This window comes from Pseudomonas sp. LPB4.O, assembly GCF_038383825.1.
Taxonomy (GTDB): domain Bacteria; phylum Pseudomonadota; class Gammaproteobacteria; order Pseudomonadales; family Pseudomonadaceae; genus Aquipseudomonas; species Aquipseudomonas putida.
Genome location: NZ_CP151298.1, coordinates 3805573 through 3829274, shown reverse-complemented (window position 1 = coordinate 3829274; position 23702 = coordinate 3805573). Strand labels below are relative to the sequence as shown.

Annotated in this window: 20 protein-coding genes; 10 read left to right on the top strand and 10 right to left on the bottom strand. The window is 63.5% G+C overall.

Features of this window, described 5'->3' with window-relative positions; all coding sequences use genetic code 11:
• Nucleotides 1–43 precede the first annotated feature (43 nt).
• The 3 genes from MRBLPB4O_RS17215 to MRBLPB4O_RS17205 are packed head-to-tail and all read right to left on the bottom strand — an operon-like array spanning nt 44 to nt 4344.
• Nucleotides 44–541: a RidA family protein gene (locus tag MRBLPB4O_RS17215; RefSeq protein ID WP_016499049.1), complete on the bottom strand. Its 498-nt coding sequence runs from the start codon at nt 539–541 to the stop codon at nt 44–46.
• 16 nt (nt 542–557) lie between these two features.
• The gene (locus MRBLPB4O_RS17210; RefSeq protein ID WP_341796041.1) at nt 558–2138 is read right to left on the bottom strand and encodes an FAD-dependent oxidoreductase; all 1581 of its coding nucleotides are present in this window, start codon (nt 2136–2138) and stop codon (nt 558–560) included.
• Nucleotides 2139–2184: 46 nt separating this feature from the next.
• Nucleotides 2185–4344 carry a TonB-dependent receptor gene (locus MRBLPB4O_RS17205; protein WP_341796040.1) on the bottom strand — a complete coding sequence of 720 codons (2160 nt, stop codon included), beginning with the start codon at nt 4342–4344 and terminating at the stop codon, nt 2185–2187.
• Nucleotides 4345–4565: 221 nt separating this feature from the next.
• Here MRBLPB4O_RS17205 and MRBLPB4O_RS17200 point away from each other — a divergent pair, with 221 nt between their 5' ends.
• Nucleotides 4566–4772 carry a type II toxin-antitoxin system ParD family antitoxin gene (locus tag MRBLPB4O_RS17200; RefSeq protein ID WP_341798903.1) on the top strand — a complete coding sequence of 69 codons (207 nt, stop codon included), beginning with the start codon at nt 4566–4568 and terminating at the stop codon, nt 4770–4772.
• Between the two features lie 66 nt (nt 4773–4838).
• Here MRBLPB4O_RS17200 and MRBLPB4O_RS17195 read toward each other — a convergent pair whose 3' ends face one another.
• Nucleotides 4839–5273 (bottom strand): MarR family transcriptional regulator, encoded by a 435-nt coding sequence (locus MRBLPB4O_RS17195; protein WP_085988660.1) that lies wholly within the window; start codon nt 5271–5273, stop codon nt 4839–4841.
• 235 nt (nt 5274–5508) lie between these two features.
• On the opposite strand from MRBLPB4O_RS17195, the gene MRBLPB4O_RS17190 reads away from it, so the two are divergent.
• The 5 genes from MRBLPB4O_RS17190 (at nt 5509) to MRBLPB4O_RS17170 (ending at nt 12800) form a co-directional block, all read left to right on the top strand.
• Nucleotides 5509–6339, top strand: a complete 831-nt coding sequence (locus tag MRBLPB4O_RS17190) for a p-hydroxycinnamoyl CoA hydratase/lyase (RefSeq protein WP_043199667.1) — start codon at nt 5509–5511, stop codon at nt 6337–6339.
• A gap of 72 nt (nt 6340–6411) precedes the next feature.
• On the top strand, nt 6412–7860 hold the full coding sequence (locus MRBLPB4O_RS17185; protein WP_341796039.1) for an aldehyde dehydrogenase: 1449 nt from the start codon (nt 6412–6414) through the stop codon (nt 7858–7860).
• Nucleotides 7861–7933: 73 nt separating this feature from the next.
• Complete coding sequence (locus MRBLPB4O_RS17180; protein ID WP_341796038.1) at nt 7934–9817, top strand: feruloyl-CoA synthase; 1884 nt, start codon at nt 7934–7936, stop codon at nt 9815–9817.
• Nucleotides 9814–11055: a thiolase family protein gene (locus MRBLPB4O_RS17175; protein ID WP_341796037.1), complete on the top strand. Its 1242-nt coding sequence runs from the start codon at nt 9814–9816 to the stop codon at nt 11053–11055. Before MRBLPB4O_RS17180 ends, MRBLPB4O_RS17175 begins: the two co-directional genes overlap by 4 nt.
• Before the next feature lie 14 nt (nt 11056–11069).
• Complete coding sequence (locus MRBLPB4O_RS17170) at nt 11070–12800, top strand: acyl-CoA dehydrogenase (RefSeq protein WP_341796036.1); 1731 nt, start codon at nt 11070–11072, stop codon at nt 12798–12800.
• Here MRBLPB4O_RS17170 and MRBLPB4O_RS17165 read toward each other — a convergent pair.
• Both MRBLPB4O_RS17165 and MRBLPB4O_RS17160 read right to left on the bottom strand, forming a co-directional pair.
• A complete protein-coding gene (locus MRBLPB4O_RS17165) occupies nt 12781–13806 on the bottom strand; it encodes a formylglycine-generating enzyme family protein (RefSeq protein WP_341796035.1) in 1026 nt (341 codons plus the stop codon). The two genes, MRBLPB4O_RS17170 and MRBLPB4O_RS17165, sit on opposite strands and share 20 nt — an antisense overlap.
• Entirely contained in the window at nt 13803–15485 is a 1683-nt protein-coding gene (locus tag MRBLPB4O_RS17160) for an arylsulfatase (protein ID WP_341796034.1), read from the bottom strand. Before MRBLPB4O_RS17160 ends, MRBLPB4O_RS17165 begins: the two co-directional genes overlap by 4 nt.
• Before the next feature lie 249 nt (nt 15486–15734).
• On the opposite strand from MRBLPB4O_RS17160, the gene MRBLPB4O_RS17155 reads away from it, so the two are divergent.
• The gene (locus MRBLPB4O_RS17155; protein ID WP_156859853.1) at nt 15735–17126 is read left to right on the top strand and encodes an alginate export family protein; all 1392 of its coding nucleotides are present in this window, start codon (nt 15735–15737) and stop codon (nt 17124–17126) included.
• A gap of 33 nt (nt 17127–17159) precedes the next feature.
• The gene (mhpT, locus tag MRBLPB4O_RS17150; protein ID WP_341796033.1) at nt 17160–18392 is read left to right on the top strand and encodes a 3-(3-hydroxy-phenyl)propionate transporter MhpT; all 1233 of its coding nucleotides are present in this window, start codon (nt 17160–17162) and stop codon (nt 18390–18392) included.
• Here the strand turns inward: mhpT and MRBLPB4O_RS17145 are convergent.
• Both MRBLPB4O_RS17145 and MRBLPB4O_RS17140 read right to left on the bottom strand, forming a co-directional pair.
• Entirely contained in the window at nt 18389–19399 is a 1011-nt protein-coding gene (locus MRBLPB4O_RS17145) for a 5'-nucleotidase (protein WP_341796032.1), read from the bottom strand. The two genes, mhpT and MRBLPB4O_RS17145, sit on opposite strands and share 4 nt — an antisense overlap.
• Nucleotides 19400–19458: 59 nt before the next feature.
• The gene (locus tag MRBLPB4O_RS17140; RefSeq protein ID WP_016499054.1) at nt 19459–19704 is read right to left on the bottom strand and encodes a hypothetical protein; all 246 of its coding nucleotides are present in this window, start codon (nt 19702–19704) and stop codon (nt 19459–19461) included.
• A 357-nt stretch (nt 19705–20061) separates the two neighbouring features.
• Between MRBLPB4O_RS17140 and MRBLPB4O_RS17135 the strand changes: the two genes are divergently transcribed.
• The gene (locus MRBLPB4O_RS17135) at nt 20062–20940 is read left to right on the top strand and encodes a WYL domain-containing protein (protein WP_341796031.1); all 879 of its coding nucleotides are present in this window, start codon (nt 20062–20064) and stop codon (nt 20938–20940) included.
• A gap of 498 nt (nt 20941–21438) precedes the next feature.
• Nucleotides 21439–21825, top strand: a complete 387-nt coding sequence (locus MRBLPB4O_RS17130; protein WP_341798902.1) for a hypothetical protein — start codon at nt 21439–21441, stop codon at nt 21823–21825.
• Between the two features lie 174 nt (nt 21826–21999).
• Here the strand turns inward: MRBLPB4O_RS17130 and MRBLPB4O_RS17125 are convergent, their stop codons facing one another.
• Together MRBLPB4O_RS17125 and MRBLPB4O_RS17120 are read right to left on the bottom strand one after the other, a co-directional pair.
• On the bottom strand, nt 22000–22977 hold the full coding sequence (locus tag MRBLPB4O_RS17125; protein ID WP_341796030.1) for a D-2-hydroxyacid dehydrogenase family protein: 978 nt from the start codon (nt 22975–22977) through the stop codon (nt 22000–22002).
• A 61-nt stretch (nt 22978–23038) separates the two neighbouring features.
• Nucleotides 23039–23530, bottom strand: a complete 492-nt coding sequence (locus tag MRBLPB4O_RS17120) for a DUF1543 domain-containing protein (RefSeq protein WP_063426858.1) — start codon at nt 23528–23530, stop codon at nt 23039–23041.
• Nucleotides 23531–23702 lie beyond the last annotated feature (172 nt).

The following is a 23702-nucleotide window of genomic DNA, read 5'->3' as shown; positions in this document are numbered from 1 at the left end:
GGCCCCGGCAGGCAAGCAATAGGGGAAATTGGCTAGCGGGGTATCAGGGCGCTTTTGCAGCGACCGCTTCGATCTCGACCAGGGCGCCCGGCAGGGGCAGGGCCACCACCTGCAAGGCGGTGCGGGTTGGCTTTTTCGGTTGCTCGGCAGTGGCGAAAAATTCGGTGTAGGCGGCTTGCAGCCCGGCAAAATCCAGCTTGCCCTCGGTGGCCGGGTCGCCTACCAGAAACACCCTCAGCTGTACTACGTCACCCAGGCCCAGACCCTGGCTTTGCAGCGCAGCCTGGATCTTTTTCAGCACTGAGCGGGTCTGGGTTTCGGTGTTGCCATAGGCGGCAATGGTCTGTGGTGGTGCCTTGGGGTCGGCAACGTCGGGCAAGGTGCCGCTGACGAAGGTCAGCGAGGTGCCGGCGGGTACGGTAACCAGTTGCGAAATGGGGAACTTCGAACCTGGCGGGTCGACACGCTTGATGGTGTCGGCCTGGGCGGTAAGTGCAGACAGTGACATGAAGGCTCCAAGCAGCAGGGCAGTCTTGTTCATCAGAGGGCTTCCTTGTTCAGGCGGCGACGCCGCGTTGCTGTTGCAGGGCGTGCCGGGCGATCTGCCCGACCACATGGCGTGCCGAGTCCGCAGCGCTGTTCTGCCAGATGCCCACCCCGCCATGGGCCAGTGCATCGCTGGCCAGCCAGGTGCGGCCCTGGGGCTGGTTGAGGTGCGAGTAGCCGGGTTCGGCCAGCACGTCGTGGACAATCCATGGGCTTTCGCTGAACGGCACCTTGGACCAGTTCACCGCCACCCCGCGCTGCAACTTGCCGGCATGGCCCGGGTGCAGCGACTCCACGGCCTGGCGCGAGGACGCCAGTTGCTGCTCTGTCGAACGCGTGGCAAATGTGCGCGCCACTTCGCCGGTGTTGTAGGTGCCCACCAAGATGCCCTGGGCACTGTTCAGGTGGTCGCTGGGGTACCACAGCAGCCGCGCTTCGTGGTTGATGTAGGAGAGACCGCCGTAGATCTGGAACTCGCTTTCCCAGAAACGAGGCGCCTGCCATGCCACCTTGTTGGCCAGGTCTGGCTTGGCCTGGGCGATGGCCGCCTGGGTCGTCTTGCCAAAGTTGTGGTCAACCCGGGCCAGCAGTGGCAGGGGAATGGTGACGATGGCGTAGTCGGCCGTTTCTACCTGGGTCTTGCCGCTGCGCCGGTCGCGCCAGGTGACTTGGCTGGTCTTGTCGCCGGTGCGGATCGCCTGCACTTCGGCGTGTAGCTGCACCTTGTCCTGCACCTTGGCGTACAGGGCTTTGGCAATCTGGTCCATGCCGCCGACCGGCTGGAACATGGTGGCGGAAAACTCCGGGATCTCGTCGAACACCAGCGGCAGCATCAGGTTAGGGTTTAGCAGTTGCCTGAGTGCCACGGGCTGGCGCTGGATCGGGGTCTGGTCGCCCGCCCCGGCGAAGCGGGTATAGCCGGCGCGGACCGAGCCCTTGTAATGGCGCTGCTCGTCGAGGTCGCCGTATACCTTTAGAAAGTCCAGCAGGGCCTTCTGGTCGCCGGTGTCCAGTTCCTTGTCCAGCGCTTTGCCGCTGATGCTGCGCGACAGCAGTTCGCTGAGGTGCCCACGGGTGTCATTCACCGCCTGGCGCAGCAGCAACGGTGGTTGCGCAAGGTCCGGTTGGGCGAGGGCGTTGCGGCTGCTGTTGACCAGCACTTCCAGCGGCACGCCCAGCTCGCGGCAGTAGCCGAGGATGGTCAGGTGATGGCTGGGCAGGCGTGCGGGCCCTGCATTGAAATAGTGGCCGTTGTCGAAACGCACCTGCTGGCGGCTGCCGTCATTGTGCAGTACCTCGTCGCCGTTGCGCAGCGTCCATGCGCGCCCGCCGATTCGCTCGCGGGCTTCCAGCACGCGCACCTCAAAACCGGCTTTGCCAAGTTCATAGGCTGCCACCAGGCCGCTGATGCCAGCCCCCACCACCAGCACGCGCTTGCCGTTGCCGGACGTGGTCGGCAGGCCCAGCGGCTGGAAGGTGCTGGCCGTGGCCGCAGTAGGCAACAGGCCCAGCGCGGACAGGCTGCCAAGCGCGGCGCCGTAGCTGCCAGCGGCCATCAGGTGGGCAATAAGGTCTCTACGGGTCAAGCCCATGGTGTGTTCTCCTTGCAAGTGGAAAGTGAGTCCGTTCAGCGTGGCGCTACAGCTCGTAGCGCACACTCAGCAGCACGGTGCGTGGGTCGTTGACCGAGTAATAGGCGGTGCGGCTGGCGGCCGAGTAGGCAATGCTTTGCGGGTAGGCGCGGTCGAGCAGGTTCTTGACCGACAAGGTGGTGGTCCAGTGGCCGTCCGCGCTGGCATAACTGGTGCTGGCATTCCAGAAGCCCTGGGCAGGTACTTCGTAGATGTCGGCGTTCAGCGGGTTGGCGTAGGAGCGGGTCTGGTACTGGTAGTCGGTGTTGGCCACCAGCTCACCCGGCAGGGTGAGGGGTACTGTCCAGTTCAGGCCAAGGCTGGCGTTCCATTCCGGCGCAAAGATCATTTTCTTGCCGTCGGCGCTCACGCCCGGGCCACTGGCGTTCTGGAAGTCGTCGTACTGGCTTTTCAAGTAGCCCAAATTGGCGGTCAGGCGCAGGTCGCGTGCCAGTAGCACGGTGTTTTCCAGCTCCACGCCGTAGGTGTGGGCACTGCCAACGTTGGTACGCAGGTTGGCGCTGATGGCCGGGTCCCAGGCATTGGTCTGCAGGTCGTCGTAGTCGTTATAGAAGAAAGCGATGTTGCTGCGCAGGCGGCCATCGGCAAAGTCGCCCTTTAAGCCCACCTCATAGGTGGTGACGTTTTCCGGATCAAAGCCCTGCTCGGCAGCGGCGCGGGTTGGCGCGCGGTTGTCGAAGCCGCCGGCCTTGAAGCCCCGGGCCACATAGCCGTACTGCACCAGGTTGTCGCTCCAGGCGTACTCCAGGCCGATCTTGGGGCTGAGGGATGCCCAGGAATCGCTGGTTTCGGCAGCGAAGTTGGTGCCGGTGATTACCCGGTCGGTGGTGATGGCGTAGTTGGTGTAATCGAAATTCTTGTGCTCGTGGGTGAAGCGCAGGCCGGTGGTCAGCGACAGGCGAGGGGTGAGCTTGTAATTGCTCTGGCCGTACAACGCATAGCTTTCGGTATCGGTGGTGCTGTATTGGCCGCTGGCATTGACCCGGTTTTGCGCCACCGAAAAGGTCAGGCTGTCGCGCTCGGCGCGAAAGCGCTCCTTGTACAGGTACACACCGAGGGTGTAGCTGAACCTGTCGTATTCGCCGTTTAGCTGGAACTCCTGGGTGGCGTAGCGCTGCTTGTAGGTGATCAGGTTATTCTGGATCGGCGACGCGGTGCCGCTGTTGGCCTGGCCAGAGTTGTCGTAGTCCACCGGCTGGTCGAACTCCGACCAGGCGGTGACCGACTTGAAATTCAGGTGGTCATCGATGCTGTAGATCGCCCGCAGCACCGCGCTGCCCTGGTCCAGTTTGTTCTTCGGGTCGAGGCTGCTGTAAGTCTTGAACTTGTCGAAATGGCCGTTGGCAGGGTTGAAGGGCGTATAGCTGGTGGTATCGCCACGGTCAAAGGTGCCGGCCAGGGTCAGTTGCACGTCCCAGGGCGAATCCTGCGGGGCCAGACGCAGTTTGCCGCGATACGACTGGATGTCGATGTTGTTGACGTCCTTGTGGCGGGTGCGGTTGTACACGGTGCCGTCGCGGGTCAGACGTATGGCCGAGAAGCTGCCGAACAGGGTGTTGTCTACCAGTGGCCCACTGACCAGCAGGCGCCCGTTCTGTGCGTTGTAGTTGCCGGCACCCAGCTCGACGAAGGCGCGGGCCTGCTGGGTCGGGTCGCGGGTGATTACCCGTATCGCGCCGGCTGCACTGTTGCGCCCGTACAGGGTGCCTTGTGGGCCGCGTAGCACTTCAACGCGCTCCACGTCGTTGAAGTCCAGCATCGAAGAAATCGCCCGCGGGATGTACAGGTCGTCGGCGTATACCGCAACGGCCGCTTCCTGAATCGGGTCGGTCTCGCCAATACCGCGTATGCCGTAGGTTTGTGCGCTGTAGGAAATGGACTGGCGGTTCAGGGTGAGGTTGGGCACCCGACCGGACAGGTCCCGCACGTTGTTGATCTGCGCATCCTGCAGGGTGCGCTCGTCGAAGGCGCTGATCGCCAGCGGGGTTTTCTGCAGGTTCTCTTCACGGTGCTCCGCTGTGACGGTGACTGTTGGCAGCTTGTCGCCTGGCGTTTCGGCAGGCTCGGCGAAGGCCGTTGGCGTGAACAGGGCGAATGCAACGGCGGCGGTCAGGTGATGGCAAACAGGGTAGGGCAAAGGCTTCATGCTGCAGCTTCCAGATAACCAGCATCGAGTGGGATTTCGGATACCTGGATACCGCAGCCGGGTGTGATGACCTGAGGCGCAAGGAGGTATTAGGTTCCTTTGCCTCCGCCAGTCAGGGGTCGGTCTGGTGAGAACATATCTCTATGAAAAAACGTTTTGAAATACTTTTTGTGTCTAAGCTAATATTATTAATATGAATTACTTAAAATGTTTAAAATTCAATAAATGCATTTTATGGTTGGTGTAGAGGTGGTCTTTCAGGCTACGCCACCAGTAGCGAATATGTACGCGAACTGATACGTAAGGAACAGGACCGTATGCAGCTTCGCAACCTGTTGCTTGCGGGTGGCGCAACGGCGGCTGGCGCCCGTGCCGACGAGGGTTACTTCGAATCGCTGCGGGCCAAGGTTCGTAAGCCTCAAGGATGAAAAGCACACCTCTTTGGCCAACGCAGGGGGCTAGCTGTCCCCGGTTTGCACCCCTGCGCCTGAGCGTCACTCCAGGTAAATCTTGGTCAACAACCGCAACAACTGGTCCCGCTCCTCATCATCCAGCGCCGAGGTCGCCTCGCGGTCGCTGTCCTTGGCGATCTGCTTCAGTTCCTTGAGCAGCGCTTCTCCCGCCTTGCTCAAGAAGATTCCGTAAGACCGCTTGTCCGGCTTGCACCGCACGCGCACGGCCAGGGCCCTTTCTTCCAGCTTGTTCAACAGGGGCACTACCTGCGGTGGCTCGATCGCCAGCGACCGCGCCAGGTCTGCCTGCATCAGCCCAGGGTTCTGCTCGATCACCGCCAGTGCCGAGAACTGCGCCGGGCGCAGGTCGTGCGCCGAGAGCCTGCCAATAAGGTTCTGAAACAGTTTCAATTGGGCGCGGCGCAGGGCGTAACCGATCAAGTCTTCAAGCACCCCATCCGCAGCTGCAGCGGGCATGGAAGCGGTTTCGGTAGTGCGGGCAGACCTTGCCATTTGGGTACAGGCTCCTGGCTCATGGATAAGAAAGTTACCCAGTCTGCCTGCCTTGGCGCCATCCGGCTAGGGGAGTGACTGGGAAACAACCGGCACACAGGCTCCACAGGAAAGATAATTTTCATAATAGTTAATTGACATAACTAATTTGCTCGCTTAGCTTGGTGTTCACCACCTCGAACAACAAGAGTGCAGAACCATGAGCAAATACGAAGGCCGCTGGGCTACCGTGAAGGTCGAACTGGAGTCGGGCATTGCCTGGGTCACCCTTAACCGCCCGGAAAAGCGCAATGCCATGAGCCCCACGCTGAACCGGGAAATGGTCGACGTGCTGGAAACCCTGGAACAGGACGGCGAAGCCGGCGTGCTCGTGCTGACCGGCGCGGGTGAATCGTGGACGGCAGGCATGGACCTGAAGGAATACTTCCGTGAGGTGGACGCCGGCCCGGAAATCCTCCAGGAAAAAATCCGCCGCGATGCCTCGCAATGGCAATGGAGGCTGTTGCGCATGTACGCCAAGCCGACTATCGCCATGGTCAACGGCTGGTGCTTTGGCGGCGGCTTCAGCCCGCTGGTGGCCTGCGACCTGGCCATCTGTGCCGACGAGGCCACCTTTGGCCTGTCGGAAATCAACTGGGGCATCCCGCCGGGCAACCTGGTCAGCAAAGCCATGGCCGATACCGTTGGCCACCGCCAGTCGCTGTACTACATCATGACCGGCAAGACGTTCGGCGGGCCTAAAGCTGCCGAGATGGGGCTGGTTAACGAAAGCGTGCCGCTGGCGCAATTGCGCGACGTCACCCGCGAACTGGCGCTCAACCTGCTGGAAAAGAACCCGGTTGTGCTGCGTGCGGCCAAGAACGGTTTCAAGCGCTGCCGCGAACTGACCTGGGAGCAGAACGAAGACTATCTGTACGCCAAGCTCGACCAGTCGCGCCTGCTGGACACCGAAGGTGGGCGCGAGCAGGGCATGAAGCAATTTCTGGATGACAAGAGCATCAAGCCGGGCCTGCAGGCCTACAAGCGCTGAGTTCGAGCAGGCTGGGCCATCACCAGCCACAGCCTGCGGATATTCCCTATAAGTACAACAAGAGGAATAAGCATGTTGCAGGTGCCTTTGCTGATAGGCGGGCGGTCGTGCCCCGCCAGCGATGGACGTACCTTCGAACGCCGCAACCCGGTCACTGGTGAGGGGGTGTCGCAAGCTGCCGCCGCCACGCTGGCAGATGCCGATGCGGCGGTAGCTGCTGCCAGTGCAGCGTTCCCGGCCTGGGCCGCTTTGGCGCCGGGCGAGCGCCGCAGCCGTTTGCTGGCCGGCGCAGACCTGCTGCAGGCGCGGGCAAACGAATTTATCGCGGTGGCGGGTGAAACCGGGGCCATGGCCAACTGGTATGGCTTCAATGTGAAGCTGGCCGCCAACATGCTGCGCGAAGCCGCCTCGATGACTACGCAGATTACCGGCGAAGTGATCCCCTCGGATGTGCCCGGCAGTTTCGCCATGGCCCTGCGTGCGCCCTGTGGCGTGGTGCTGGGCATCGCGCCGTGGAACGCCCCGGTCATCCTCGCCACCCGCGCCATCGCCATGCCGCTGGCGTGCGGCAACACGGTGGTGCTCAAGGCCTCGGAGCTGAGCCCGGCCGTGCACCGCCTGATCGGCCAGGTGCTGCACGATGCAGGCCTTGGCGACGGTGTGGTCAACGTGATCAGCAATGCCCCGGAAGACGCACCGGCCATCGTCGAGCGGCTGATCGCCAACCCGGCCGTACGCCGCGTGAATTTCACCGGTTCTACCCACGTCGGGCGCATTGTCGGTGAGCTGGCCGCCCGGCACCTCAAACCCGCTTTGCTGGAGTTGGGTGGCAAAGCCCCGTTGATGGTACTGGACGACGCCGACCTTGACGCTACCGTCGAAGCCGCGGCGTTTGGTGCCTACTTCAACCAGGGGCAGATCTGCATGTCCACGGAGCGGCTGGTTGTGGACAGCCGCATCGCCGACGCCTTCGTCGACAAGCTGGCGGTGAAGGTGGCCGGGTTGCGCGCCGGCGATCCACAGGCCAGCACGTCAGTGCTCGGCTCGCTGGTCAGCGGCGCGGCCGGTGAGCGCATCAAAGCCTTGATCGATGATGCGGTGGCCAAGGGCGCACGCCTGGTGTGCGGTGGCCAGCTGGATGGCAGCATCCTGCAGCCGACCCTGCTCGACCACGTCGACAGCAGTATGCGCCTGTACCGCGAGGAGTCCTTCGGGCCGGTGGCGGTGGTGTTGCGCGCTGAGGGTGACGAGGCCTTGCTGAAACTGGCCAACGACTCCGAATTCGGCCTGTCGTCGGCCATCTTCAGTCGCGACACCAGCCGTGCGCTGGCCCTGGCCCAACGGGTGGAGTCGGGCATTTGCCATATCAATGGCCCGACCGTGCACGACGAGGCGCAGATGCCATTTGGCGGGGTCAAGTCGAGTGGCTACGGCAGCTTCGGCAGCCGCACGGCCGTCGACCAGTTCACCCAGTTGCGCTGGGTCACCCTGCAGCATGGCCCGCGGCATTATCCCATCTGAGCAACACGCGATTGGCCGCCACCGGCAGCGCCGGGCGGCGGCGGATGTAAAACAAGAACAAGGAGCAACCTGCGTGAATACCGAAGCCCGCTTACGGTCGTCCGACCCTGGCCAATGCCCGCCCTACCGGCAGGTGTCCATCGGGCACCCTCAGGTGCAGGTCAGTGAAGCCGACGGCATCCTGCGCATGCAGCCGGTCGAGCCCCTGGCGCCGCTGCCTGCGCGTTTGCTCGACCGGCTGCTGCACTGGGCACAGATGCGCCCCGATACAGTTTTTATTGCCGCGCGTGAGCCTGACGGCGCCTGGCGCGAGATCACCTATGCGCAAATGCTCAGCCAGGTGCGCACCATCGCAACCCACCTGCTGGGATTTGGCCTGAGCGCCGAGCGGCCGCTGGCGCTGTTTTCCGGCAATGACATCGAGCATCTGCAGATAGCACTGGGTGCCATGTATGCCGGCATCCCGTATTGCCCGGTATCGCCGGCCTATGCGCTGCTGTCGCAGGACTTTGCCAAGCTGCGGCATGTGTGCCAGGTGTTGACCCCCGGGCTGGTGTTCACCACCGATACTCAGCCGTTTTTGCGCGCCTTCGATGCCGTGCTTGATGCGTCGGTACCCGTGGTCAGCATGCGCGGCGAAGCGCCGGGGCGTGGGCACTTGAGCTTCGACAGCCTGCTGCAACCCTGCGACACCGCTGCTGGCGATGCAGCGTTTGCCGCCACCGGGCCCGACACCATCGCCAAGTTCCTCTTCACGTCGGGCTCCACCAAACTGCCCAAGGCGGTGATCACTACCCAGCGCATGCTCTGCGCCAACCAGCAGATGCTGCTGCAAACCTTCCCGGTGTTCGCTGAAGAGCCGCCGGTGCTGGTGGACTGGCTGCCCTGGAACCACACATTTGGCGGCAGCCACAACCTTGGCATCGTGCTGTACAACGGTGGCAGCTTCTATCTGGATGCCGGCAAACCCACCCCGCAAGGCTTCGGCGAAACCTTGCGCAACCTGAGCGAAATCTCGCCAACGGCCTACCTGACCGTGCCCAAGGGCTGGGAAGAACTGGCCAAGGCACTGGAACAGGACGCCCAGTTGCGTGAGGTGTTCTTCGCCCGCATCAAGCTGTTTTTCTTCGCCGCCGCGGGCCTGTCGCAAAGCGTGTGGGACCGCCTGGACCGCATCGCTGAGCAGCACTGTGGCGAGCGTATCCGCATGATGGCTGGCCTGGGCATGACCGAAGCGGCGCCGTCCTGCACCTTCACCACCGGGCCGTTGTCGATGGCCGGTTATGTGGGGCTGCCGGCGCCGGGATGCGAAGTGAAGCTGGTGCCCCAGGCCGGCAAGCTGGAGGCGCGTTTCCGTGGCCCGCACATCATGCCGGGGTACTGGCGTTCGCCGCAGCAAACCGCCGAGGCCTTTGACGAGGAGGGCTTCTACTGCTCGGGCGATGCGCTGAAGCTGGCCGACCTGCAGCAGCCCGAGCAGGGCCTGATGTTCGATGGCCGTATCGCCGAGGACTTCAAGCTGTCGTCCGGGGTATTCGTCAGTGTCGGCCCGCTGCGTAACCGAGCGGTGCTGGAAGGCTCGCCCTATGTGCAGGACATCGTGGTAACCGCGCCGGACCGCGAGTGCCTTGGGGTGCTGGTGTTCCCGCGTTTGCCCGAGTGCCGGGCACTTGCTGGCCTGGCGGCCGATGCCAGTGATGCAGAGGTGCTGGGCAGCGAAACGGTACGCAACTGGTTTGCCGCCTGGCTTGCGCGCCTGAACCGTGACGCCCAGGGCAACGCCAGCCGCATCGAGTGGCTGGCGCTGCTCGAAGAGCCGCCGTCGATCGACGCGGGCGAAATCACCGACAAGGGTTCGATCAACCAGCGTGCGGTGCTGCAGCGGCGGGCCGCGCAGGTAGACGCGCTGTACCGCGGTGAAGGTCTGACTCAACTGCACGCACAGGGTCGGTCATGAGCAGTGCCGGCCTGTGTACAGCGTTCGATGACGCAGCCATTGTGGACATGGTGCGCACCCCCTGGGTAGACCTGGGCGGCGCACTGTCCGCTGTGTCGCCCATCGACCTGGGGATCAAGGCCGGGCGTGCGGTGCTGGCTCGGGCAGGTATCGCCCCGCAGGCGGTGGACAGCGTGCTCGCCGGCAGCATGGCCCAGGCCAGTTTCGATGCCTACTTCCTGCCGCGCCATGTGGGCTTGTACTGCGGCGTGCCGCAGGCCGTCCCGGCGCTGGCGGTGCAACGTATCTGCGGCACCGGCCTTGAACTGTTGCGCCAGGCCGGCGAGCAGCTGCGCAGTGGCGCGCAGCAGGTGCTGTGCGTGGGCGCCGAGTCGATGTCGCGCAACCCGATTGCGGCCTACGAACACCGAAACGGCTTTCGGCTGGGTGCGCCGGTCGGCTTCAAGGACTTCCTCTGGGAAGCGCTGTACGACCCCGCTGCCGGCGTGGATATGATCGGTACTGCCGACAACCTGGCGCGTGAGTACGGCCTGCACCGTGAATGCGTGGATGCCTGGGCCTTGCGCAGCCACCAGCGCGCTTTGCGCGCCCAGCAGCAGGGCTGGTTCGATGAGGAAATTGTCGGTGTTACGGCTGAGACATTCGACGTTGAAGGGTGCTTGCCACGCGGGATCGAGCTGCCCCGTGGCGTAAGCGAAATCAGCCGGGACAGCCACCCACGGACGACTGATGCTGCAGCGTTGGCCCGGCTGCGTGCCGTGCACCGTGACGGCGTACAAACGGCGGGCAACAGTTGTGCAGTAGTTGATGGCGCTGCCGCAGCTGTGGTGGGGCGCTACTCAGCCTGTACCCGGCTGCCGTTGGCGCGCTTGCTGATGGCTACGGCCGTTGGCGTATCACCGCACACCATGGGCATTGGACCTGCCCCGGCCATCGCGTTGCTGCTGGAGCGCAGCGGCCTGCGCCTGGAGCAGATCGACCGTTTCGAAATCAACGAGGCCCAGGCTGCCCAGGTGCTGGCCGTGGCCCGGGCGCTGCGGCTCGATGTGGAAAAGCTCAACGTTCATGGTGGTGCCATCGCCCTGGGCCACCCCTTGGCCGCCACCGGCCTGCGGCTGGTGCACACCCTGGCTCGGCAACTGCGCCGGGACGGCCTGCGCTACGGGATCGCCGCCGCCTGCATCGGCGGTGGCCAAGGCATGGCGCTGCTGATCGAAAACCCACAATTCACGGCTTGAACGCGAGGTAGCCCATGCCCTGGAAGGCGCCATTGGCGGATATGCAATTTGTGCTGCAACACTGGCTGCGGGCCGAGCAGGCCTGGCAGGCAATGCCTCCCTATGCAGATATGGATCTCGACCTGGCCACTCAGGTGCTGGAAGAGGCCGCCCGGTTCAGTGAACAGGTGCTGGCCCCGCTGAATGCACCGGGCGATCGCCAAGGCTGCCGCCTGGACGGCGGTAATGTACGCACGCCGGAGGGTTTTGCGGCGGCCTATCGTGCCTATGTCGAGGGTGGCTGGCCGGCGCTGGCCTGTGCCCCTGAACTCGGCGGGCAAGGGCTGCCGATGGTGCTGGACGCTGCCTTGCAGGAGATGCTGTTCGCCAGCAATCACGCCTGGGCCATGTACACCGGCATCGCCCATGGCGCCTACCTGTGCCTGAAAGCCCATGCGTCTGACGAACTGCAGGCGCGCTATCTGCCGGGCATCGTCAGCGGCGAGACCCTGCCGACCATGTGCCTGACCGAGCCTCAGGCCGGCAGTGACCTCGGCTTGCTGCGTTGTCGCGCCGAACCCATGGGCGACGGCCGCTACGCCGTTACCGGCAACAAGTTGTTCATTTCTGGCGGCGACCACGACCTGACACACGACATCGTGCATCTGGTGCTGGCGCGGCTAACGGACGCGCCGGCGGGCAGCCGTGGTTTGTCGCTGCTGCTGGTGCCCAAATGGCTGGACGATGGCCAGCGCAATGCCGTGCACTGCGATGGCCTTGAGCACAAGCTGGGCATTCGCGGCAGCGCGACCTGCGCGCTGCATTTCGAAGGGGCCAGCGGCTGGCTGGTGGGGCAGGCGCACGGAGGCCTGGCCGCGATGTTCGTGATGATGAACTCGGCCAGGCTGCATGTCGGCCTGCAGGGGCTGGCGCATGCGCAGGCGGCTTGGCAGTACGCCAGGGAGTACGCGTTGGAGCGCCGGCAGATGAATGCACCGGGGCAGCCCAAGGGCGCTGCCGACCCCATTCACCTGCACCCTGCCATGCGCCGCATCTTGCTGGAGCTGCGTGTGCGCACCGAAGGCATGCGGGCCCTGGGCTACTGGGCAGCCCACTGGCTGGATATTGCCGATGCATCAGCTGACCTCGCACAACGGGCCAAGGCCTCGAAGCTGGCAGCGCTGTTGACGCCCATCATCAAGGCCGTGTTCACCGACCTCGGTTTCAACCTGGCCAGCAAGGCGCTGCAGGTGTTCGGCGGCTATGGCTACACCTGCGAGTTCGCCATCGAGCAAACGCTGCGCGACAGCCGCATTGCGATGATCTACGAAGGCACCAATGAAGTGCAGGCCAACGACTTGCTGCTGCGGAAGGTGCTGGGTGATGGGGGCGAAGGCTTTGCGCTGCTGCTGGTCGAGTTGCGGCAGGAAACTGGCGTCGGCGAGGAGGGTGATGCGCTGCGCAGGGTTTGCGACACACTGGAAGGGGTGCTTGCCAAGGTGCAGCTCAGCGCAGCAGATGACCCCGAGTACCCGTACCGGGCTGCGGGCGACTTCCTGCAACTGTGCGGCACAGCCTTGCAGGCCTATGCCTGGGCCCGCACGTGCCGCTGCATTCAGGCGCTGCCTGTAGACGCGCCGCAGCGCCTGGAAAAGCAGGAAAGTGCCCGTTACTTCTTCGACTACCTGCTGCCCGATTTCGACCGGCAGGTGGCGGCCATTGAAGCGGCCGCATCACCTTTGCCGTTTATTCACGAACCGTTCTGAACCCCACGTGCGAGGTCGCCATGAACACCGGCTGCGGTTGCCGCGCCGAGGGCCGGTAGCGCATGCACCGGTCTGCCGAGCACAGGTGCGAGCCGCCCTTGATCACGGCCACTTTCACCCCAGGTTCGGCGGGGTCGAAGCTTTGGTCCAGGGTGGGGCCTGGCGGGTCGAGGGCGGCGTCACGCTGTGGGTCGTGGCCAGGACGATAGCCCGTTCGGGTCAGTTCCCACACATTTCCCCCTGCATCGAACAGGCCAAAGCGGTTGGCCGGGAAGCAACCCACCGGTGAGGTGCCGGTGAAACCGTCGGCTGCCGCGTTGTGATAAGGAAACTGGCCCTGCCAGGTATTGGCCATGATCCGGCCTTTGGGCAGTTCCGTTTTGCCCCAGCTGAAGTCGGCATCCTGCAAGCCACCGCGCATGGCGTATTCCAGCTGGGCCTCGGTGGGTAGCGTGCGCCCGGCCCAGTGTGCATACGCCTGGGCATCCTCAAGCGCCACCTGCACCACCGGGTGGTTTTCCAGCCCCGCCACGCTGCTGCCAAGGCCCTGAGGGTGCCGCCAACTGGCCCCCGGCACGAACTGCCAGCCCGGGTTGAGTACATCCGGCCCTTGCTGGAACACCATTGCGCCAGGCACGCGCAGGTGCTCGGGGAGGGTAGGGTCGTCCTTGAAGCGGATGCCCCGTTCGGCATGGGTGAGGTAACCGGTAGCGGCTACGAAACGTGCAAACTGGGCGTTGGTGACCGGATGCACATCGATCCGGAAGCCCGACACGCTTGCCGCCTGTGGCGGGCCTTCTTCGTCGTAGAAACGGTCCGAGCCAAAGCTGAACATGCCGCCTGGCAGGCGCACCATGCCGTCACGCCAGGCGCCCTGGCGCGCTGCGGGCAGGCCACTGTAGCCGTTGCACAGCAGCACCGGCGCCGGGGCTTCTGGCCAGGCGCTGTAGCCCAAGGCGAGCAGGCCGGCGGCCACCAGTGCGCAGCTGGCTACTCGGGCAATCATGGCTTGCTGGCCACGGCCGGGGTGGCCGGTTTGGCAGGGCTTGCAGGGCGGCCATCAGCGTCGATAGCGATATTGCTGCGCTGCGCATACGCTTTCCAGTCGCGCAGCATGCTGGCGACCTGCTCGGGGTGATCGGCAGCGATGTCGTGGTGCTCACCGGGGTCTTTGCCCAGGTCGTACAGGTGCCAGGCTGGCTTGCCATCGGTGGCATCCCACAGCAGTTTCATCGGGCCTTTGCGCAGCGAGGCGCTGCCGTTGATTTCCCAGCCCAGGGCTTCGTCCTCGGCGTGAATTCGCGTGTCCTGACCCTGCAGGTAGCCCAACGCCGACGTGCCTTGCGGCGGCACGATATCGCGTTCCCGGTACTTGATGCCGGGCATGGGGGCACCCGCCAGTTGCAGCAGGGTTGGCATGATGTCCCTGACACTGGCCAGTTCTTCGCTGCGCCCGGGCTTGATCGTCGCCGGGTAATAGACAAAGGCGGGCACGCGGATGCCGCCCTGGTAGGTAGTCATCTTGTAGCGGCGGCTGGGCAGGGCGCTGACTTGGGCCCAGGCCGCGCCGATCATCAGGAACGAGTCACGTTTGCCGTAGTTGTCCAGGTTGTTGTCGAAATGCTGCCTGATCCAGTTCGGGTCGACGCGGGTAGCGTTTTCCGGCCCGTTGTCGGACATGAACAGGATCAGCGTGTTATCCAGCTCGCCGGCCTTGCGCAGGTGATCTACCAGCCGACCGACTTCGGCATCCAGTGCGGCGACCATGGCCGCGTACACCTCCATGGTGCGCGCTGACTGGCGTTGCTGCTCAACGGTCAGTGACGCCCAGCTCGGCACACCCTCCAGTTGCGCTTGCCGCGGGAAGTCCGCCGGCACCAGGCCGGCCTTGCGCTGGCGCTCCAGGCGTTCGTGGGCAATGGCCTCGTAGCCCTGATCGTAGCGGCCGCGGTACTGCGCAAGGTATTTTTCAGGCGCCTGCAAGGGCCAGTGTGGCGCGGTGTAGGCGGCGAAGGCGAAGAAGGGTTTCTGGCTGGCCTTGCCTTCGTCGATGGCGGAAATCAGGCGGTCTGTGAACCAGGTGCTGGAGTAGAAGTTGTCGGGCAGTTCGACGGGTTTGCCGTTGTGCTGGAACGTTGCGCTGTAGTTCGACTGCAAGTCCATGTTGGCTTGCTTGAAGTGCGCAGCGCCCCCTTCCAGCAGCACGTAGGCCTGGTCGAAGCCGCGGTTTTGCGGCTGCTGCGCGGGCTGCATGCCCAGGTGCCATTTGCCGGAGATGTAGGTGCGGTACCCGGCATCGTGCAGCAGTTCGGCCAGGGTGGCGACGTTGGCACCGAGCACGCCTTCGTAGCCCGCACGCACTTCGGCGCCGGCCGGCAGGCGCTTGCGTGCTTCGGCCATCATGCCCAGCCCGGCAATGTGCGGGTCATTGCCCGACATCAGCATTGCCCGGGTGGGGGAGCAACTGGGCGCGGCATGAAAGTCCAGCATCAGGCGGCCGTCGGCCAGCAGCTTGTCCAGGTGCGGGGTCTGGATCTCGCTGCCCAGGGCGGACAGGTCGGAAAAGCCGAGGTCATCGGCGACGATCAGCAGAATGTTTGGTTGCTTAACTGTTTGCGCAGCCATGACCTGGCTGGCGCCGAGCATGAGCAGGCCGAGGGCGGCAAGGGGTTTGAGGCAGTTCATGTAGATGCTCTTGTTGTTTTAATGAGGGTTTTTGCACGTAAGACGGCGGGTCAGAAGCCGCGCAGGACAAATACTAGCCACCAATGGCGCCTTGTCGCAGCCCTTGTGCGCATTTGTGTTCGATCAGCGAACGCAGAATGGCGCGTGCCTCTTGCGGGCGTCGATTGGCTATTGACGGCAATATGATTAACAAAAATAATCGTTAACAGAGTTATCCAATTTTATAAAAACAAGTAAAGGGAAATTCTGATGACGAGGCCGTTGAACCGGGCGTTGGTGCCCGTTGTGCTGCTTTCGCTGTGCCAGTACGTGCAAGCGGCCAGCCCGCTTGAAGACAGCCGGCCAGGCCGGCCCGGCGCTCCGCGCTGGGTCGAGGACTACCGTTTTCTGGATGACCCCGCCAAGGCCAGCGACCCGTTCGACGGGCTGCGCTACCATCGCTTGTCCGAGTCGGCCTGGCTGCAACTGGGGGCCGAGGCGCGTTACCGCGCCGATGCGCTGAACCAGCCCTTCTTCGGCTTGCGTGGCCTGAAAGACGATTCCTATCTGTTGCAACGGTTGCAAGCCCATGCCGACCTGCACCTGTTCGATGATGCCCTGCGTACCTTCGTGCAGGTAGAGAACACCCGGGCGTTCGGCAAAGACCTGTACTCACCCAATGACGAAGGCCGGAATGAAATCCGCCAGGCATTCATCGACTTCAACCACGACTTTGCCGCAGGGCGCTATACCACGCGGGTCGGGCGCCAGGAGATGGCCTTTGGTGACCAGGTGTTCGTCACCTACCGGGATGTCCCTAACCTGCGCCTGAGCTTCGATGGCGTGCGTGCCAGCCTCAACCTCAAGGACGGGCGCAAGCTCGATGCCTTCGCTGTCAGGCCGCTGAAAACAGGCGAAGACAGTTGGGACGACGGCAGCAACAATGCGGTGAAGTTCTACGGCCTGTACGGCACCTTGCCGCTGACGGCCGTGTGGAACATGGACCTGTTTGCGTTCGGCCTCGAAACCGACGACCGCAGCCTGGCTGGCGAGACGGGGGATGAGCAACGCTACACCTACGGCACCCGCCTGTTCGGCCGCTATCAGGCCTTGGACTGGAGCTGGAACCTGGCCGGGCAGGGTGGCCACCTGGGCGGCGCTTCGATCCGTGCCTGGGCGGTGTCGAGCGACAGCGGCTACACCTTCGACCACCCTTGGCAGCCACGCCTGGGCATGCGTGTCGACGCCGCCAGCGGTGACAGTGACCTGGGCGACGGCAAGGTCGGCACCTTCGACCCGCTGTTCCCGCGTAACGGCGTTTACGGTGAGGCCAGCCTGACCACCTTGAGCAACGTGATCGTGGTCGGGCCCACGTTCGGCTTCTCGCCCTGGCGCACGGTGCGCTTCGAACAAGGTGTGCTCGAGGTGTGGAAGCAGCGCGAAGAAGATGGCGTGTACATGCCTGGCATGAGCCTGCTGGCCAACACCCGTGGCACCGGTCGGCATGTGGGCACCATCTACCGTGCCAACACCCGATGGCTGGCGACACCCAACCTCACACTGGATCTCGACATGAAGTACTACGACGTCGGTGCTGCCATCAAGGAAGCCGGCGGCGAAGACTCGTCGTTCGTTTCCTTGCGTGCCACGTTCAGGCTTTGACTTCCCGACCCATAACAACAAAAGGGGCCACACATGAGTCATTCATCCTCATCTTCAAGCAAGCCGGTACTTACGATCGGCCTGTGTTTTCTGGTGGCGCTGCTGGAGGGGCTGGACCTTCAGGCCACCGGGGTAGCAGCGCCGCACATGGCCAAGGAATTCGCGCTGACCCCGGCCATGCTTGGCTGGGTGTTCAGTGCCGGGCTGCTGGGGCTGCTGCCCGGTGCGTTTATTGGGGGCTGGCTGGCCGACCGGCTGGGCCGCAAGGCCATCCTGATCGTGGCAGTACTGTTGTTCGGCGGCTTCTCCCTGGGTACCGCCCACGCTGATACGTACACCACGCTGCTGATCGCACGCCTGATGACCGGGTTGGGGTTGGGGGCCGCCTTGCCGATCCTGATTGCCCTGGCCAGCGAGGCCGCACCAGAGCGCCTGCGCAGCACGGCGGTGAGCCTGACTTACTGCGGCGTGCCCCTGGGCGGGGCGATCGCGTCGGTCATCGGCATGGCCGGGCTGGGCGAAGGCTGGCGGACGGTGTTCTACGTGGGTGGTATCGCCCCCATCGCGATTGCCTTCGTGCTGATGGTATGGCTGAAGGAGTCCCAGGCGTTCCGTGCCCAGCCCGCGGCCAGCGCAGCCGGCAACGGCATGCTGGGCCAATTGTTCGGGCCGGGCCAGGCAAGCCGCACCTTGTTGCTGTGGGTGGCGTGCTTCTTCACGCTTACTGTGCTGTACATGCTGCTCAACTGGTTGCCGTCTCTGTTGATTGGGCAAGGCTACAGCCGGCCACAGGCGGGCGCGGTACAGATTCTGTTCAACCTGGGCGGCGCTGCAGGTTCGTTCCTCACCGGGCGAATGATGGACCGGGGCTTCGCCGGGCGGGCCGTGTTCATCGCTTATGCCGGCATGCTTGTCTCGCTGGCGGGCTTGGGGTTGTCGAGCACTTTTGGCCTGATGTTGCTGGCCGGGTTTACTGCGGGCTATTGCGCCATTGGTGGGCAGTTGGTGCTGTATGCGCTTGCGCCGACGTTGTATGCGACCCAGGTGCGCGCGACCGGCGTGGGGGCTTCTGTGGCGGTAGGGCGCCTGGGCTCGATGGCCGGCCCGTTGGCCGCAGGGCAGATCCTGGCGGCGGGTGCGGGAGTAGGTGGCCTGCTGCTGGCGGCGTCCCCTGGCTTGGTGGTGGCGGCATTGGCGGCGCGTGCGTTGCTGGGGCAGCGTAGCCGCCCGACCACCAATGCCCCGGTCGAGGAAGTTGCTCGCTAGACAGGCTGGATGGCACCGGCAACGCCGGTGTCGTCCTGCTCCTGCACAGGCGTGTCGAGCGGGGAGAGCGTCGTTGAACGCCCCCTGTTCGCCACCCCGAACGGCACATGCACCATCGGCAAATCCCCCGCCGGCGACTGCAAGTGGCTGCGCTGGTCGTCGAAGAACACATGCGGCTTCAGAATCGACAACACCCTGGGCTTCTCCATGCCGCCGAGAAAGAAGCACTCGTCCGGCGATACGCCCCAGTCCTTCAACGTCGTCACCACCCGCTCATGTGAAGGCGCATTGCGCGCCGTGACAATTGCAATGCGCAAGATCCGCTTGTAGTCCGGGTTCTCGGCCAGCTTGCGGTCCTCCAGCATGCGTATCAGCGAAAGCTTGCGGTACAGGTCCGCCAGCGGCCCTGGCGAATGCGGAATGCCCTTGTGTACACGCTCGTGCTCCTGAAAGTCATCCAGGTTGTCGTTGCGCTTGTACACGCTCTCCGCCTCGTCGTCGGCAATCACGCCATCGAAGTCGAAGGCTACGCGCAATTCGGTGTCGATCTCGTCATCGTAGATGCGCGTCGGCAGCACCCGCCCGGCCGGGTAGTTGGCGTCGATGGCTTTCTGCACGTCTTCCTCATTGGCACTGAGGAACAGCGAGGCGTTGAATGCCGGGATGTACTCGTAGGGCGAGCGGCCCGACATGAACGCCGCGCGGGTGATGTCCAACTGATAATGGTTGATCGAACGAAACACCCGCAGGCCGGTTTCCGGGGAGTTGCGCGAGAGCAGCACCACCTCTACCGGCAGTTGCTCGGGGAAGGCCTGGTTGATACTCAGGAAGCGGCGAATGAACGGGAACGCCACGCCTTTGGGGAATGGCTCGTCCAGGTTCTGCTGCTGGTGATGGCGGTACGCCTCGACGCCTTGGGTCTTGTAGATGTCGTCCGAGACCGTGAGGTCGAACAGCGCACTTGAGGCAACGCCAATGACCAGTTTCTGTTCGATGGGGTAGGGCATTGAGCAACTCCTGAGCCTGTGCTGATGGCAAGTGTACGCCTGCGCGGTGACGAAAGCCCTCAGGCCTCCGGCACCAGTCCGAGCAGCACCTGAACCTGGCGCTGCAACTGGCTCACATGCTCGCGCTCTGCACGCAGCGCGGACTGCAGCTCGCGGTTTTCCTGCTTATGGATGCGAGCGGAGCGCTCCAGCTCGCGGTCCCCTTGCAGCAGGTCCCACATCTCGCCTTGGCGAGCGTGCTGCAGACACACCAGCAGCAGGGTGATACCGCAGACGCCCAGCAGAGAGATTTCGATAGCTTCCATGTGACGCTTCCTTGGGTAGTGGCAGTTTGCCGGTAAGCGAAACGATATGTCCATAAAGGCTACATGTCGATAATGGAGACTTGTACAGGTAAAGCAATGGTGCATATCCGGCGGGCTGCTTGCGGGCAGGGTAGGATGAGTGTTGAAGGCCATTTGATATCATGGGTGCCGGCGACGCTGCGCTAGACAAGCCCTTGGCTGCAATCGCGCTGTATCACAGCGGCGATGAACGATTCTGTCAGCATATGCCTGTTTACTTTACATATCTGTCAGGCTTGATGTGCAAACGGATGGATATGTATGATCAGGCGACACGTCATCTATCAAGGTGCTTGCTGCCACCCTACAGGAGCCGACATGAAACGCACGCAACGCATGGAGCAAACCCGCTGGGACCTGGCCTTGCGCTACCGGTTGATCGAGACGGTGGTCTGGTGGGAAGGTCGGCTGACCACCAATCACCTGATCCAGAGTTTCGGCATCAGCCGCCAGCAGGCGTCGAAGGACATCAACACCTACATCAATGACTACGCGTCGAAAAACCTGGTCTACGACAAGCAGATCAAAGGCTATGTCCCGACCCGACAGTTCAAGCCGCTGTTCATCGACGACAGCGCCAGCGCCTACCTCGACCTGCTCAACCAGAACAACGAACGCGCCCCACATATCGAAGGCCTGGCCTTGGCCTATGCCCACACCGAAGTGCTGAAGGTGCCCGACCGCTCGGTCAAACCCGAGGTCCTGCGGCCGTTGCTCAAGGCCTGCCGCGAAAAGCGCCGCCTGGACATCGACTACGTGTCGTTCAACACCCCCGAACTCGAGGGACGCATCATCGCCCCGCATACGCTGGTGTACACCGGCATGCGCTGGCATGTGCGGGCCTATTGCGAAAAGAACCGCATGTACCGCGACTTTGTACTCAGCCGTTTCCGTGGTGTGCCAGATGTGCACGAAGAGCAGACCGAGAATGGTATCGAACAGGACGTGGAATGGAACACACCGGTCGATGTGATCTTCAAGCCGGACGAACGCCTGACACCCGCGCAGCGGGCCATCATCGAGGTGGACTACGGCATGACCGACGGGCAGTTGGTGGTGGGCAGCTCCCAGGCATTGGTCAAGTATGTGGTGAAGCGCTTCGGGGTGAACCCCAACATGCATGATGCAAGGCCCGAAGCGCAGCAGCTGGTGCTGGCGAACCGGGCCGAACTGAAGCCTTGGCTGAACCTTGATTGAAGCTTGGGCAACGGCACGTAACGGGGCCGCAGGGCAGGTGCCTGTACTGCACGCGGCCACGCATTGCAGACCTCCCCGTTACCTGATCAACCACTCAAATCTCTCGTTCATCAGTGGATCCAGTGATGCCAATTTGATAGCTTTCCGCCCCTTACAGCTGTATCCGGATAGGAATTGATGAACCAGCTATACGAACACGGCATTCTGACCCCGCTCGCAAAGCCGATTGTGGACAGGGTGATCGAGACCGCCCTTGGCAATCTGGACGCTACTTCCGATAACAAGGTACTGCGTGGCCTCAACGATGCGTTGGCGGGCGAAATAGAACGTTTGAACGCAGACGTCGCGACCCCGGATGGCGACCTGCAGGGTCCACTGAGAGTGTTGCGCGAACTCAGGCAACAGCTCGACGAACTGCTGGCGCTGGCCGATGGTCATGCCTTGTGCAGGCAAGAGGTGGAGCGTCTGGCAAGTGTGCAAGGCCAGCATGAAATCGAAATGGCCGCGCTGCAGGCCAGTGCCGAGGTGCAGAACCGCAAGCTGGTGGCAAGTACCTTGGCCCGCGTGCAAAAGGAAGGGGTAATCCGCAAGAGCCTTGAGCAGTACCAGGAGCAGCTGGCCGCCAGCAACCTGGCACGGGAAGCGCTGTCTACCACGGTGACGACGGCTTTGAAGAGGCTTGCGCTGGCGACCAGCACCCAGGCTCAGCGCGTGGATAGCGTCGAGACGCATTTGGCCAGCCTGGTGGAGCGCCAGCGTGAATGCGAGCTGCAATTGCAGCAGGTGTGCGGGACGGGCTGGGCGGTGTATCTGGAGCGCAATGCAGTGCCGCTGGTGGCGTTGGCGGTGGCTGTGTTTGCGCTGGGGCTGAACCTGTTCGGTTGAACGCAACTTAAAGGCAAACTTCAGGCCTGCACGGTGCCTTTGGCAGCCTGCGTGCCCGCGAAGAATCCAGCGCGGTGGATGGCATCGGCTTCGCCGGTGTTCGCAGGCATGCCCGCGCCCACAGTGATCGCGCGAACTCTGACATTTTGAACACGGCAGTGGCTCCCGCAGGGCTCAGCGTCGAGCTGCCAGGGCCTCAGGGTTGGCAACGTTCTTTGGCTTTCCTTCGAAAAACGCCACCACGTTGTCGAAAGCATCGCCAAAGTACAGCTCGTAGCCGTTCTTCTCCACGTACCCCAGGTGCGGCGTACTGAGTACGCGTGGGTGGCGCAGCAGCGGATGGGCCGGGTCGAGCAGCGGCTCCTCCTCATACACATCCACCGCCGCGAAACCCGGCCGCCCAGCATCCAGTGCCTGTAGCAATGCCCCTGGGGCAATCAGTTCTGCGCGGCTGACGTTCACCAGCAAGGCGTCGGGCTTCATGTTGGACAGGTCGTCGAAGGTCACCCCGTGGCGTGTCTGGTCGGACAGGCGCAGGTTCAGGCTGACAATATCCGCTTCGGCAAAGAATGCCTCACGCGAGGCAGCAGCGCGATGGCCATCGGCTTGGGCTGCGGCGCGGCTGCTGTCGCTGCCCCACACCAGCACAGGCATGTCGAACGCCTGGGCATAACGCGCCAGACGCTGGCCGATCTTGCCGTAGCCCCAAATACCCAGCAGCTGGCCGGCCAGCGCCTGGCCCAGATTGACCTGCCATTGGCCTTGGCGCAAAGCATCGATGGCCGGCACCAGTTGCCGGCGGGCATTGAGGATCAGCGCCCAGGCAAGTTCTGCAGGCGCCACCGGCGAGCCGCGCCCCTCGGTCACCGCAATGCCGCGTGCGGTGCAGGCAGCCAGGTCCAGGTGGCTGGACACCTTGCCGGTCTGGCTGATCAGCTTGAGGTTGGGCAGGCGGTCGAGCAAGGCGGCGTCGATGCGGGTACGTTCGCGGGTGAGTACCAGTGCGTCGGCATCGGCAAAGCGTGCTGCAAGTTGCTCCAGCGTGGCCGGCTGGCGCTCATGAAGCACGCTGACAGCGTGCCCGCTCAGCTTGCCGAAGCAGTCGAGCGTGCGGATCACATCCTGGTAGTCGTCGGGAATGACAATGCGCATGGTGGTCTGGCCCTGGCGGTACAGTGAAGCGTCGAAGATAACCCAACTGCGCGCATCAACGTCAGATCAGGATGTAGTCGCTGCGCACCACCACCGGCTCATGCGCCCCTTCGACCAGGTGCACGAACTGCCCGCCCACTTGGTCGATTGCCAGGCAGTCGTCGACATCGAGCAAAGCGTCGGTGTGCGGCTTCAGCCAGTGTGCCTGCATGCGCTGCTTGCCGAGGGCCTTGGCTTCGGTCTTGTTGTGGGCGGCAACCAGAAGGTAGCGGTGCGCCTCGCCGAACACATCGCGTTCGTAACCGCCGAGGTTGATGAAGTACAGATGCAGTGCGCCGCGGGCGGGGGCGTCCGGGCGCAGTTCGATCCGTTGGCCGTCCACGCCGTGCACTTCCAGCCACGAATCGATGTGCAAGCCTTTCGCGCTACCGAACCAGGCCTGGCGCAGCTGCGGGTAAGCCTGTTCGAAGGTGTCGGCCTGGGCGAATACCACGTCGTGGACTTCGATCTTGGCGCCGGGGTGGCGGCCTCCGAGCATGACGACGTAAAGCATGGGCGGTCCTTTGCGTGGTATTGAGAGAAAGTGTGCATTGTACCCAACCACAGCCAGTTCGATGAAGCGATGCCTGAGCATTGTGGGAGCGGGCATGCCCGCGAAGCAGGCCGCGCGGTGGATGGCACTGGCTTCGCCCGTCTCGCCCGCGCTGCCGTTGGATTCTTAGAAT